Annotated in this window: 16 protein-coding genes; 9 read left to right on the top strand and 7 right to left on the bottom strand. The window is 65.2% G+C overall.

Annotated elements, in window-relative coordinates:
* The first annotated feature begins 34 nt into the window (after positions 1-34).
* Positions 35-406 carry a cupin domain-containing protein gene (locus G6P99_RS42195; protein ID WP_029079352.1) on the top strand — a complete coding sequence of 124 codons (372 nt, stop codon included), beginning with the start codon at positions 35-37 and terminating at the stop codon, positions 404-406.
* Positions 407-431: 25 nt separating this feature from the next.
* Here the strand turns inward: G6P99_RS42195 and G6P99_RS42190 are convergent, their stop codons facing one another.
* The 5 genes from G6P99_RS42190 to G6P99_RS42170 all read right to left on the bottom strand — a co-directional run bounded on the left by G6P99_RS42190 (position 432) and on the right by G6P99_RS42170 (position 3,441).
* On the bottom strand, positions 432-668 hold the full coding sequence (locus G6P99_RS42190; protein WP_029079351.1) for a hypothetical protein: 237 nt from the start codon (positions 666-668) through the stop codon (positions 432-434).
* Positions 669-758: 90 nt separating this feature from the next.
* The gene (locus G6P99_RS42185) at positions 759-923 is read right to left on the bottom strand and encodes a hypothetical protein (RefSeq protein WP_165126363.1); all 165 of its coding nucleotides are present in this window, start codon (positions 921-923) and stop codon (positions 759-761) included.
* Between the two features lie 43 nt (positions 924-966).
* A complete protein-coding gene (locus G6P99_RS42180) occupies positions 967-2,085 on the bottom strand; it encodes an acyl-CoA desaturase (protein WP_156928448.1) in 1,119 nt (372 codons plus the stop codon).
* Positions 2,086-2,321: 236 nt separating this feature from the next.
* Positions 2,322-2,531, bottom strand: coding sequence for a cold-shock protein (locus tag G6P99_RS42175; RefSeq protein WP_029079350.1), 210 nt, complete (start codon positions 2,529-2,531; stop codon positions 2,322-2,324).
* Positions 2,532-2,832: 301 nt separating this feature from the next.
* Positions 2,833-3,441: a TetR/AcrR family transcriptional regulator gene (locus tag G6P99_RS42170; protein ID WP_029079349.1), complete on the bottom strand. Its 609-nt coding sequence runs from the start codon at positions 3,439-3,441 to the stop codon at positions 2,833-2,835.
* A gap of 112 nt (positions 3,442-3,553) precedes the next feature.
* Here G6P99_RS42170 and G6P99_RS42165 point away from each other — a divergent pair, with 112 nt between their 5' ends.
* The 8 genes from G6P99_RS42165 (at position 3,554) to G6P99_RS42130 (ending at position 10,308) form a co-directional block, all read left to right on the top strand.
* Positions 3,554-4,249, top strand: coding sequence for a PspA/IM30 family protein (locus G6P99_RS42165; RefSeq protein WP_029079348.1), 696 nt, complete (start codon positions 3,554-3,556; stop codon positions 4,247-4,249).
* Between the two features lie 70 nt (positions 4,250-4,319).
* Positions 4,320-4,595 (top strand): YiaA/YiaB family inner membrane protein, encoded by a 276-nt coding sequence (locus G6P99_RS42160; RefSeq protein ID WP_029079347.1) that lies wholly within the window; start codon positions 4,320-4,322, stop codon positions 4,593-4,595.
* A gap of 182 nt (positions 4,596-4,777) precedes the next feature.
* A complete protein-coding gene (locus G6P99_RS42155; RefSeq protein ID WP_198031133.1) occupies positions 4,778-5,833 on the top strand; it encodes a hypothetical protein in 1,056 nt (351 codons plus the stop codon).
* A complete protein-coding gene (locus tag G6P99_RS42150; protein ID WP_029079345.1) occupies positions 5,830-6,705 on the top strand; it encodes a HesA/MoeB/ThiF family protein in 876 nt (291 codons plus the stop codon). The genes G6P99_RS42155 and G6P99_RS42150 overlap by 4 nt, the downstream gene beginning before the upstream one ends.
* Positions 6,702-7,901, top strand: coding sequence for a hypothetical protein (locus tag G6P99_RS42145; protein WP_029079344.1), 1,200 nt, complete (start codon positions 6,702-6,704; stop codon positions 7,899-7,901). Before G6P99_RS42150 ends, G6P99_RS42145 begins: the two co-directional genes overlap by 4 nt.
* Complete coding sequence (locus G6P99_RS42140) at positions 7,898-9,019, top strand: hypothetical protein (RefSeq protein WP_029079343.1); 1,122 nt, start codon at positions 7,898-7,900, stop codon at positions 9,017-9,019. Before G6P99_RS42145 ends, G6P99_RS42140 begins: the two co-directional genes overlap by 4 nt.
* Entirely contained in the window at positions 9,016-10,011 is a 996-nt protein-coding gene (locus tag G6P99_RS42135; RefSeq protein ID WP_165126360.1) for a hypothetical protein, read from the top strand. The genes G6P99_RS42140 and G6P99_RS42135 overlap by 4 nt, the downstream gene beginning before the upstream one ends.
* 90 nt (positions 10,012-10,101) lie before the next feature.
* Positions 10,102-10,308, top strand: a complete 207-nt coding sequence (locus tag G6P99_RS42130; RefSeq protein WP_029079341.1) for a hypothetical protein — start codon at positions 10,102-10,104, stop codon at positions 10,306-10,308.
* 152 nt (positions 10,309-10,460) lie between these two features.
* Here the strand turns inward: G6P99_RS42130 and G6P99_RS42125 are convergent, their stop codons facing one another.
* Both G6P99_RS42125 and G6P99_RS42120 read right to left on the bottom strand, forming a co-directional pair.
* On the bottom strand, positions 10,461-11,000 hold the full coding sequence (locus G6P99_RS42125; RefSeq protein WP_245284572.1) for a DUF2478 domain-containing protein: 540 nt from the start codon (positions 10,998-11,000) through the stop codon (positions 10,461-10,463).
* 108 nt (positions 11,001-11,108) lie between these two features.
* Positions 11,109-12,518, bottom strand: a complete 1,410-nt coding sequence (locus G6P99_RS42120) for an aldehyde dehydrogenase family protein (protein ID WP_029079340.1) — start codon at positions 12,516-12,518, stop codon at positions 11,109-11,111.
* Positions 12,519-12,704 lie beyond the last annotated feature (186 nt).

The following is a 12,704-nucleotide window of genomic DNA, read 5'->3' as shown; positions in this document are numbered from 1 at the left end:
GGGGATGGCTCACGTGACGCGAAAAGGGATTCCAATGGCTGATGGCAAGGACGGTCAGACAAACGCGCAACAGACCGGGTTTGCCGGGGTGACGCGCAAGACCCTCGAGCGTCTCGCTCTGCCCGGCGATGATCGCGAGCTCGTCGTTGCCGAGGTGACCTATCCGCCCGGCGGGGTCGCGCCGCTGCACCGGCATCCGGTTGGGGGAATTATCTTCATCGTCGAAGGTGTCGCCGAGTCCGCCTATGGCAGCGAGGCGCCGCGACAGTATCGGGCAGGCGAGACCTTGCAGGATCGCCCCGACCTTCCGCACACGCTGTTTCGCAACTGCGACCCGGAACGCCCGCTGCGCTTTCTGACGATCTACGCGCTTGAACCTGGGCGCGCCTACACGATGGAGCCGTGAGGCTCAGGCGTTTTCCGTGGCCTGTTCAGCTCATCATGAGCTTGATCTGGCCGCCTTCGATGGTTCCCGCCGCAAGGGCATCGCGAGCCATCTTTTCGATGGTCGGCCAATTCGTGAGCAGATACTTGTGCGCCTGCAGCTTCGTTGGGAATGTGGTTTGCAGGATGCAGGCCTGCCGCGCGTTTCCGTTCGCGATCTGAAAAGACACCGCCTGGGGTCCCTCATTGATCTCTTGTTCGGTCGGCTTGGGAAATTTGCGCATGCTGCTCCTTCGCGAAAATCTTCGCGCTCGTCGCCAATGGAATTCGGTCGTATCCCGGGCCGGGCGATCCGGTCGGGTGGCGGGCGAGGCTTAGTCGTCAGCCGTCCCGGCCGCGATCTTTTTGGCTTTTGCCGGGCGCCGCTGCGACGCCTGGTCGGGGCTCGGCGTGTTGCGCACAGCCTCGGTCAGCATCTCGCGCAATTCAGCCTTGGTTTTGGGTGGTTCTCGCTTGCTCGGCTTTTGCCAGTTGGTCATTTACCCTATATGGGGATGCCCGAGGCAAAATGCTACCGTCCGCTCAAGGTTTCGGGCTTACGGTAGCCACCGGAGGCGGAACGGCCAGAAGAAAACAAACCGATTCCACCAGGAGTTCATGGGCACGGTCGACGATATCGTCCAGCGATGGCGTCTTTGCGAACATGGCCTGGGCTTCAGCCAGCAACTGGTCACGCGTTGGCATGATGGGCAGATGCAGGTCGGCACGATGCTGCAACAGGAAAAGCGCGTCTCGCACCGACATTCCGGTCTCATGGACCGACGATTTGATCGCCTGCGCGATGTATTCGGGATTGAAGCGACCCGCGAGCTGCTCGGCCGTTCGCTTGATCACGCGTGATCCCAGGCGCTGCTCATTGCGGAGAACCAGCGCGGGCGGCGCCTTCAGATCCCAGACAACACCGAGCCAGGACAAGGCCACCAGAACATAATAGGTCACGTCAATCTCCCACCAGCGGAAGCCTTGCCGCGCACTGCTTTGGTAGGCGTGATGATTGTTGTGCCAACCCTCACCCATCGTAATCAGGGCCAGCAGCCAATTGTTGCGGGAGTCGTCGCCCGTCACATACCGCTTGCGTCCGTGAACATGTGCGAGGGAGTTGATGCAGAACGTGGCGTGATACACCAGCACGGTGCTCCAGAGGAAACCGACCACGAGCCCCGGCCATCCGCCAATGAGGAAGCACAGGACTGCGACCACGACCGCCGGCAAAAGCTCGAACCTGTGCAGCCACATCAACTCTGGATACGCGGCAAAATCCGAGATTTTCGTCAGATCGGTTGCGTCGTGCTGTCGATAGAAAATCCAGCCGAGATGACTGTACACGAGGCCCGTGTGCAGAGGGGAATGCACATCCTGCTCGGTGTCCGAATGGAGATGGTGGTGCCGATGTTTCGCAGCCCACCAAAGCACGCTTTTCTGGGCGCTGCTCTGGGCAAGGAAGGCAAGGATGAATTGAAAGGCCCGGCTTGTTGAGTAAGCGCGATGCGAGAAGTACCGATGATAGCCCGCCGTGATCGCAAACATGCGCAGCCAATAGAGAACCACGCAGATTGTAATCGCTTGCCATGAGACGCCCGACCAGATCGCCGCCAGACATCCTGCGTGGACCAGCAGGAACGGGAGCACCTGCGGGTACATGATGTCGTCGTGTTGCGGCTCTGGATCGATATTGGTGGACACGCTCGCGACCTCGATTGCTTCAATGCGCGGGCCGCCCCGCAGGCGGACGGCTCAAGTCCCGGTCTTGGCGGGCATTGCGCGCGGTGTGATAAAGAGAAGCCCGCGGCCGGGTGACCAGTCGCGGGGTCGCGAAACCAGAGGCTCTGCCAGTACATCCGTGGTCAAAGCAGCATGGCGCCGATTGCGGCGGCAGCTTACGCGGCGCGCAGATTGTCCGCAGCAGATTTGCCGGTCCGGCGGTCTGCAACGACTTCAAAGGAAACCTTCTGTCCCTCGTTGAGGGTGCTCATGCCGGCGCGTTCAACGGCGCTGATATGAACGAAGACATCCTGGCCTCCCTGGTCCGGCTGAATGAAGCCGAAACCCTTTTGGCTGTTAAACCACTTCACAGTTCCCGTATTCATGGGAGATCGTCCTTCAATAGATGCGTGTTTGGAACCGCACTCGAGAGCGCAGCAGGCTTATTCGAAGTTTTGGGGGGAGGGTCGTCAGTCAGGCGCGCTACCAGCGGCGAGGCCAAGTCGTTCGGCCGAAACTCGAATGACGGTACATGGCTACTATTCGATCATTCCGCAAGTGGCTTCCCCCTTCCTGACCTCAATCGCTACGTCCGCCTTGCCCCTGGGGCAACAGCTGAAATCCACGTCTCCCTGCGGCAAGTCGTCCGCTTGACCGTACAGCGGGGACATCGCGCGTGCGCGTGCGCTACTCCTTCTTCGCCGTCAGCCCGTCGACCATCGCGCGTGTCAGGGTGCCGATCTCGCTGCGCAGTGCGTTGATCGGCACCGCGATCAGCTTGTGCTCCAGCCCGAGCGCGACCATGCCGTGCACGGCGGAGAACAGGCTGCGCGCGGTGACGCCGAGCTGCGCCGGCGAGCGCTGCGGGAACAGTGCGGCGAGCGGCTTGTAGATGTGGCGGAACAATTCCATCTGTTCCGTGATGGCCCATTCCGGCACCGGCTTGCCGGGCTGCATGCGGTGCTCGAACAGCGCGCGCCACAGTTCGAGATTGTCGGCGGCGAAGTCGCAATAGGCCACCGCGATGCGCACCAGCATCTCACGCGGCGCCGCCGCCCCGCCGATCTCGGCCAGCGACAGCGAGGCGTCGAGCCGGGCCAGCGTGCGCGAGCCGACGCGCAGGATCAGCTCGTCGACATCCTCGACCAGATTGTAGACGCCGCCGTTGGCGACACCGATTTCCTGGGCCAGTTCGCGCGTTTTCAGGCCGCCGAGACCCTTTGTCGCAATCGCCCGTTCCGCCGCCTCGATCAGCGCTTCCCGCAGTTTCGCACGTCGTTCCAATGCTTTGGACATGTTTTACCCGCCGTTAACCATATTCTTGAGCGTCGCTCAAATAATACTTGAGCAATGCTCAGTATGTGGTACAAGAGATTCATGAGCGATGCTCATAACAGGGAGTGACCAAATGTTCAAAACTGTTTTGACTCTTTTCCGCGGCAGCGTGGCGGTCGCCGAAGAGGAACTGCAAGACCGGACCGCGCTGGTCATCCTCGACCAGCAGATGCGCGATGCGGCCGCCGCCGTCGACCGCTCGAAGCGGACCTTGGCACTGGCGATCGCCGGCGACCAGCAGGAGGGCCGGCGGCTTGACGCCACCAACGCCCGGATCGCCGATCTCGAGGTGCGCGCGTCAGCGGCGCTCGAGGGCGGCCGGGAAGACCTCGCCCGCGAAGCCGCGCAGGCGATCGCCAACCTCGAAGCCGAACGCGATGCCGCGATGACCGCGCGCACCCTGTTCGCCACCGAGATCACACGGCTGAAGCGTCACGTCGGCAACGCCGAGGCGCGGATCGCCGAGCTTGATCGCGGCCGGCGCCTCGCCCGCGCCTCGGAGGCGGTGCGCTCGCTGCGCCGGAGCGGCATCGAGGCGGCGCGTCCCTACGAATCGACGCTGCCGGAAGCGGAGGCGACGCTGAAGCGGCTGCGCGAGCGGCAGATCGAGATCCAGGCGGCCGACGACGCGCTGTTCGAAATCGATACCGCCTCGGGGCCGCTTGTCGTCGCCGAGAGGCTCGCCGAGCAGGGCTTTGGCCCGCGCATGAAATCGACCGCCGACGACGTGCTGGCGCGGCTGAAAGCCAAGCGTCCGCCCCAAACCTGAAACCTCAAGCCTGAAGCCTGAAGCCTGAAACCAAGCCAACTTCAAACCGGATATCATCAAGGAGACGACCATGAACCAGACCATCCAACCCCACAGCGGCGCCTGGGTCACCTTCACCTACGCGTCCTTCGCAGCCTCCGCCTTCCTCGTCGGCATCGGCGTGTTCTTCCTGCCGATCGATCTCTGGATGAAGGGCTATCTGACGATGGGCATCGTGATGCTGATCCAGACCTGCGTGACGATGACCAAGACGGTGCGCGACAATTACGAGAGCGGCAAGTTCGTCAACCGCATCGAGGATGCCAAGGCCGAGCGCCTGCTGATGGAAGTCTCCAAGGCGGCATGAGAGGCGGCCTGAGCCGGAGCCAAGACGAAGCGGCGGGTGTTTTGCACCCGCCGCTTTCGTCGTTGGGGGCAACTTGTTCCGTTTCCGGAACGGCTTGTTTACCCTGCGGCCAACAGCGGCAGGTTGCGCTCATGGCTCTTTAACAGGCCTGAGTGCAGAGATCGCGCCCGAGGGACAGAGAAATGGCGTCCACGGATGATCCGACCCCGGCCTCGCGCGGCGGCAGGGGCTTTGCGAAGGCGCGCGCGGCCTTTGACGGCCTGCGCAGCCATGCCGGCTTTTGGCTGAAGGCGCTGTCGCAGCCGACCATCGATCTCACCTTGCGCACCCAGGCCGGCCAGCGCACCCGCATCGTCGAATCGCCCGGCGTGTCGCTGCCGACGGCCGAGCTCGACGCGCTGGTCGCGCAGCTGCGCATCGTTGCCGCCAAGACGCTTCCCGAGGAGAGCCTGACCTACGGCATCTTTTCCGGCGAGCCGGAGCGGCTGTCGCGCGCCGTCGTCACCCTGATCTCCGAGGAGGACACCGGGCGGCCGATCGCCTTCAACGCGCTGTCGGTGATGGACGTGCCGCTCGACGGTGAGCCCGCTGAAGTCACCCATCTCGGCCTCGTCATGGTCGATCCCGATGTGCGCGGGCAGGGGCTGTCCTGGGTGCTTTACGGCCTGACCGCGCTGGTGCTGTTCGCCCGCGACGGGCTGCGGCCGAAGTGGATTTCGAACGTCACCCAGGTGCCGGCGGTGGTCGGCATGGTGAGCGACACGTTCTCGGACGTGTTCCCGTCGCCGCAGCCGGGCGCGCGGCAGAGTTTTGCGCATTTGCAGCTCGCGCGCGGCATCATGGCACGGCATCGCGCGGTGTTCGGCGTCGGCGAGGAGGCCGGCTTCGACGAGGCGCGCTCGGTCATCACCAATGCCTATACCGGCGGCTCGGACGCGCTGAAGAAGACCTTCGAGATCGCAGCGAAACATCGCGATGCCGTCTACAACGAATTTTGCGCGCGCGAGCTGGATTACGGCCGCGGCGACGACGTGCTGCAGCTCGGCCGCGTCGATCTTGCCGGCGCGCGCCGTTACCTGATGAGCGAAGTGCCGTCGGGCTCGCTGCCGGCGCTGCTCGCGGCGTCCGGGATGCTGGCGCTGCAGCGGCTGGTGTTGCCGGTGGTCTACTGGCTGGACGACAGCCGCGCCTTCGGCACGCTGCGGCCGCGCAGGCACGAGAGCGGGGGGACGCGATGAATTTCGACTATTACTCCTTCACCGGCCGCAACATCGGCTTCATCGACGAGCACGAGCAGCAACTGCTGCGCCAGGCGCGGGTGTTCGTCTGCGGCGTCGGCGGCATGGGCGGCGCAGCCTTCATGGCGCTGGCGCGCGCCGGTGTCGGCAAGTTCGTGATCGCCGACATCGACCGCTTCGAGGTCTCCAACCTCAACCGCCAGGTGTTCGCCTTCGCCGACGAGGTCGGCCGCGAGAAGGCGGAGGTCGCCGCCGAGGCAGCCAAACGCATCAACCCGACCATCGAGATCGAGGTGCTCGGCGAGAACTGGACCGATGAGCTCGCCGGGATCGCCGCGCGTTGCCCGGTCATCGTCAACGGCATGGACGACATTGCGGCCGGCGTGCATTTGTACCGGACGGCGAAAGCCGCTGATGCGACCGTGATCGACGCCTATATGTCGCCGCTGCCGTCGGTGATCGTGGTGCGCCCGCACGATCCGAGGCCCGAGGAGCGCCTCGGCTTTCCGACTACGGGCAAGGACTGGACTGATATCACCGAGGACGACCGCCGCGCCGCGATGCGTGCCGAGATCGAGCACGTGATGCTGCACTCCTCGTCGCGCAATTATGTCGATCTCGCCATTGCCGGCGAAGTCGCGGCCGGCCGCCGCAGCCGGATGTCGTTCGCGCCGATGGTGATCTCGACCGGCATGCTGATGGCCTATGAGGCGGTCGCGCTGATCCTGGGCCGCACCTCCGGCACCGATTGCCGCGGCTGGTTCCTCAATCCGCATCGGCCTGCGATCGAGCGGCCGCGCAATGCGCTGGTCGCCGCCCTGATGCGCCCGCTGGTGCGCCGGGCGATCGAGCAATTGACGGGCAGCACATGACCTCGGGGGCGATTGCCGATTCCATCGTCAATCTCTGCGGCGCCATCGGCCTTGCGGTGGCGATGATGACGTTCTACCGGCGCGATCCGAAGAGCCCGCTGACCCGCCGCCTGCTGCTCGCGCTCGGCGTGATCGCGATCCTGTTCCTCGACCGCGGCCTTGCGTGGTGGACCGGAAGCCGCCTGCTCGACCGCCTCTCGGTGATCCCGGCCGCACTGATCCCGCTCGGCGCCCTGATCGTCACCGAAGGCATCTTGCGGCGCCACGCGCCGCGCGCAGTCAAGATCGCAGCGCTCGGCGGCGGCATCCTGCTCGGCCTCGGCGGCCTGTTCGGGCTGCAACGCTTCGCGATGCCTTACGCGATCACGCTGGCGCTGTTTCAGCTGCTTGCTTTCGCCACCTGCGCGCTGCTGCTGGCGACGCGCGACCGCTCCTCGCTGATGGCCTCGGAAAACCGCAGCATCGGCCGCATGGCGGTCGGCGCGCTGGTGGTGATCCCGTTCATCCTGACCGACTTCCGCACGCTATTCCCGGACATTCCGGTCCGGCTCGGCGCGCTCGGTGCGCTGCTCACCGTGACCGTGATGTTGATCGCCGGCGGCGGCGCCGAGACCCGCCGCCACGGACTTGCGATGATGGCACTGCGGCTGATCTCTTCCGGCCTTCTGGGGCTCGCCGCCGCCTTCATGGCGCCCGACGTCGACGCCGCGCAGATCGTCCGGTTCGTCGCGGTTGCGATTGCCGGCGTGCTGACCATCGGGCTGATGACGGACGCGCTGCGCGCGCTGTTCGAATCGCAGGAGCCCGGCGTGCTCAACTCGGTGGCGGCGTCGCCGGCACAGACAAGGGAGCAGTTGATCGCCGAGCTCGCGCGGCATCCGATCTTCGAAAGCGCGCGGCGCTTTCGCGAGAACGAGCTGGCGTCTTACGATCCGCCGCTGCTCCGCGATTTCCTGTCGGCGAGGCGCGTGCTGCGCCGGTCCGAGGCGCCGTGGGGGCTGGCGGCGGTTGATCCTGCGGCCGAACGCATGGTCTCGCTGATGACGGCCAACAGCGCCTCCCATGTCATCGTGCTCGCGCATGATCCGCTCGATCTGATCGTGCTCGCCGTACCCGTGACCGCGGCCGATCCCGCCACCGAAACGGCGCTGGCGCTGGTGCGGCGGCTATTGGCGCTGACCCCGGAGGCCAAATGACGCTCGAGATCAGCGAGGGCGACCGCAAAGCGGCATTCGACGCCGCGCTCAATGCCTATGGGCCCGACAGTCTCTACGTGCCGCCGCTGTGGAGCGATTTCGAGCGGATGTTCGATGCCGCGAAGAACCCGTTCGTTACCGAGGGCCACGGCCGCTACGCGCTGTTCTCCGCGCATCGCGACGGACGGCCGGTCGGCCGCATCGCCGCCTCGATCCACGACGCCTCCAACCGCAAGCACGGCACCCGCCACGGCGCATTCGGCTTCTTCGACTGCATCGACGAGCCCGAGGTGGCCGATGCGCTGCTGCGCGCCGCCGAGCAATGGCTGTCCGCGCGCGGCATGAGCCGCATCGCCGGCAATTTCAATCTCACGGCGATGCAGCAGATCGGGGTGATGACCGACGGGTTCGACCATGCGCCGTTCACCGACATGATGTGGTCGCCGCCGCATATCGCGCGCCACCTCGAACGCGCCGGCTATGCCGCCACCTTCCCGATGACGACGTTCGAGATCGCGCTCGACGGCGGCAAGCCGGAGCAATTGCTCGGCGACAAGCAGCGCGCGGTGCTGGCCGACAAGGACTTCGTCTGGCAGCCGATCAGGCGTTCCGCCTTCAAGGTGCGGCTGGAGGATGCCCGCCTCATCCTCAATGACGGCTTTGCTGACAACCCGATGTTCGTGCCGCCGACCGCGGCCGAATATCTGTTCCAGGCCGGCGACATGATGTGGATCATCGACAAGCGGATTTCGACCGTGGTCTATCACCGCGGCCGGCCCGCCGGCGCGATCATCGCGATCCCCGACCTCAATCCGTTGATCAAGGCGATCGGCGGCCGGATCGGGCTATCAGCGCTGTTCAGGTTCGTGCAGCACCGCATCATGAACACGCGCGCCGTGCTGATCTATCAGTCGGTCTGCCGCGACCTGCACAATCGCGGCCTCAACGGCGCGATGCTCTATCGCACGGCGCTGGCGTTGCAGGAGGCCGGCTACCGCACGCTCGGCGGCACCTGGATCGCCGATATCAACGGTCCGTCGCTGCGCCAGGTCGAGAAGGTCGGCGCCCAGCCGCTGCACCGGCTGCATCTGTTCTCCAAACGGCTGGCGGCGGCATGAGCGAGCTGACGCCGGATCTGTTGCGCGAGCTGGTCGCGGAGGCGCGACTGGCGCCGAGCGTCCACAACATCCAGCCGACACGCTGGCGGCTGCTCGCGGACGGGCGGCTGGCGCTGGTCGACGACGTCGGCGTACGCGCGCCGGTCGCGGACCCCGCGGGGCACGACGTGCTGGTCTCGCACGGCGCGGCGCTCGAAGGCATGAGCCTCGCGCTCAACCGCCGCGGCCTTGCCATCACCGGTATGACGACGATCGAGCAGCCGCTGTCGCCGCAATTTACCGCGCTCTGCAGCTTTGCGGTCAGGCAGGGCGTTGCGCCCGATCCGCTGGCCGGCCATGTGGCGCGCCGCATGTCGTGGCGCGGCAAGTTCGTGGCGTCGCCTGATGATGCGGCGGCGCTAGCACAGCTTGCCGCCGCGCGGGACGACGTGTTCTGCATTGGGGATCGCCAGGCGATTGGCGAAATCGCTGATTGGGCCGACCAGGCCGAGTTCTCCTTTGTTCGGGGCGACGATTACCGGCAGGAACTGCTCGCATGGATGCGGCTGTCGCCGAGCCATCCGCATTATCTGCTGGACGGTCTCAACCGCGATGCGCTCGCCATGAATGCGGTCGAGGCCAGCGCGGCCCGCTTCGTGCTTGGCGGCCTGTTCAGGCCGCTCGATCGTCTTGGCATCGCCGCATCGCTGCTCGCCGACAGCGCCAAGACCGCCTCGGCCTCGGCGATCGTGCTGTTCTGCCGCCCCGTCGGTGAGGATCCACTCACGACGGGACGGCATTTCTATCGGATCTGGCTGGAGATCGATCGCGCCGGGTTCGCGGCGTGCCCGATCTCGGCGCTATCAGACCATCCCGACTTCAACGACCGGCTGCGAAAACTCGGCGAGTTTGGCGGAGATCTGCGCCTCGTCAATGTGTTCCGCGTCGGTCGGCCGCCGAAACCGCTGAAACCTCGGCATTTCCGCCTGCCGGTCGACCGTCTCATCGTCTAGCATTGCCGAAAATTAGCTGCGATACCCGCTGTCAAAGCTTCATCGGGTCGTGCTATGACGCCGCCCGCTAACCAATGACCGGTGGGTATGATGTCGAAGCAATCGCTGCGCGAGGAGGCCGAGCGCCTGATCCGCGAGACCATGGAAAAGCGGAACCTCGTCATCAAGCAGGGCACGACCCGGATCGAGGCCGTTTGCGGCAAATGCGGCGCGCCGAACCGGGTGCAGGCGGAAAAGGGCCAGTCCCGCGTCAAGTTCGCCTGCAAGGAGTGCGGCCACAAGCAGGAGACGCTGTGAGTGCACGTCATCTGAAGACCGTAGGGTGGGTTAGCTAGCCCATCCTCCGATTCCGTTTGTCCCGTCATCCCCGCGCAAAGGCGAAGCCTTTGCGCGGGGATGACGGTGACAGTGCGGAGATTGGGTTACGCCTACGGTTCACCCACCCGAAGTTACTTGAACGCTTCGCACACCGTGATGTGATCCGGCGCGACCCGGGCTGCGGTCCGCAGCGACGCGGTGCGCCACCAGGCGTCGAGCGCGTGGCGGTCGCAGGCGAGCTTCACGCTCATCCCGCCGGCGGAACTGACCCAGTCGGCAAAGCTCTGATGTGACACCGCGATCACGACGGGAATGTCGGCGTCGAGCGCGCGCTCGATCAGGAAGCCGAGGCCCTTGCCGTCACGTTCCCGCTTGCCGAAGCGGTTGATGATGACGAGATCGGCGCCGGCCGAAAGCGCGTCGGCGACGCGGAGGCCGGCATCCTGCAGCCGCGACAGATCGAGCTTGCAGCCGCTGGCACCAGGGCTCGTGGTACTTGGGCTCGGCGGCTGCGCCAGCAGCAGCGTCTCGCCGCTATGGACCAGCACGGCCGACAGGCTGGAATCCGCGCATTGGCCTGATTGCACCATGCCGACCACGCGCGCGCCCTGCGCCTTCAGATGACAGGCGAAGTCGCGCAGGATGGCATCGGGATCGTCGTGCTTCGTCATAGACCAGGGCAGCAAGATCGCATTGGGCGTCGAACATGATGGGCTCTGTTCGTTGTGGACGGGGAAGGCGGCCGCGGCGCCAGGGCGTCGCGGCCGCGTGTTGTCGGATCAGGCGGCCGGCGGACCGTTGATGATCTGCAGCTGGGTGAATTCGGCGAGGCCTTCCTCGGCGAATTCGGTGCCGATGCCCGACTGCTTGGCGCCGCCGAACGGAATGTTCGGGGCCATGTCGAGGTGCTTGTTGATCCACACCGTGCCGGCCTCGATCTGGGTCGCGATCTCATGCGCGCGCTTGATGTCCGACGACCACACCGACGCGCCGAGGCCGTAGGTGGTGGCGTTGGCGCGCCGGATCACGTCGTCCTTGTCGGAGTACTTGATGACCGGCAGCACCGGGCCGAACTGCTCCTCGTCGACCAGCTTGGAGCCTTCCTTGATGTCGCGCACAATGGTCGGCTCGATGAAATAGCCGGGACGGTCCATCGCGGCGCCGCCGGCGATCACGTTGCCGTTCTTGCGGGCATCGTCGAGGAACGCCTTCACCTTCTCGTACTGCATCTTGTTCTGCAGCGGACCCAGCTTGGTGCCCTGCTTGGAGCCGTCATCGACCACGGTGTTCTTGGCGATCGCGACCAGCTCGTTGCAGATTTCGTCATAGACCGACTCGTGGACGTAGAGCCGCTTGATGGCGAGGCAGACCTGGCCGGAGTTCTGGAACGCGCCCTCGAAGATGCCGGGCGCGACCTTCTTCGGATCGACGTCGTCGAGCACGATGCCGGCATCGTTGCCGCCGAGCTCGAGCGTGATCCGCTTCAAGGTCTGCGATGCGCTCGCCATCACCTTCTGGCCGGTCGCGGTCGAGCCGGTGAAGGAGATCTTGCGGATGTCAGGGTGCTTGGTCATGTGATCGCCGAGATCGTTGGCGTCGGCGATGAAGTTCAGCACACCCTTCGGCAGGATGTCCTTGACCAGCTCGGCAAAGCGCAGTGAGGCCAGCGGCGTGGTCGGCGCAGGCTTCACCACCAGCGTGTTGCCGGCGAGCAGCGCCGAGGGCAGCTTGAATGCCAGGATCAGCAGCGGATAGTTCCAGGGAATGATCGCGCCGACCACGCCGAGCGGGCGACGGTAGGCCTCGACTTTGCGGTCGCCGGAATTCTCGACCACGCGCATCGGCAGATCGAGCGAGCCGAGATAGCGGAAGAAGCCGGCCATGCCCATGACCTCGCCGGTGGCGTCGGCGAGCGGCTTGCCCTGCTCGCTGGTCAGGATGTGGGCGAGCTCGTTGGTGTTGGCCTCGATCGCCTCGGCCATCTTGATGATGAGCTTGCGGCGCTCTTCCATCGGGGTCGCGGCCCAGGCGGGGTAGGCGGCCTTCGCGGCGGCGACGGCCTTGTCGAGCTGGTCCTTGGAGGCGCGCGGGCACTGCGCCACCACCTCTTCGGTCGCCGGATTGAGCACCGGCATGGTCTGGTCGCCGGGTACCATCTTGCCGTCGATGAGAAGCTTGTAATCACTCATAGGCTTTGCTCTCCCTGGTCAAACGGGCCCTTATAGGCCTCGCTATATCCGTGTATATATCACGGTCGCAGGAAGGAAGCCACGGCCATCCACGGCCCGCCCCTCACTGCCGGACCGAGTCAATTCTCTGGAAATGACGAAGAAAAAATCAGCCTGATCTTTGCGGTGATTTATTCGCGGTTGCCG

It is taken from the genome of Bradyrhizobium sp. 6(2017), from assembly GCF_011058295.2.
In the GTDB taxonomy this organism is placed as follows: Bacteria; Pseudomonadota; Alphaproteobacteria; order Rhizobiales; family Xanthobacteraceae; genus Bradyrhizobium; species Bradyrhizobium septentrionale.
Note: the sequence above shows the minus strand (reverse complement) of the source record. Positions and strands in the feature narration are given on the sequence as shown.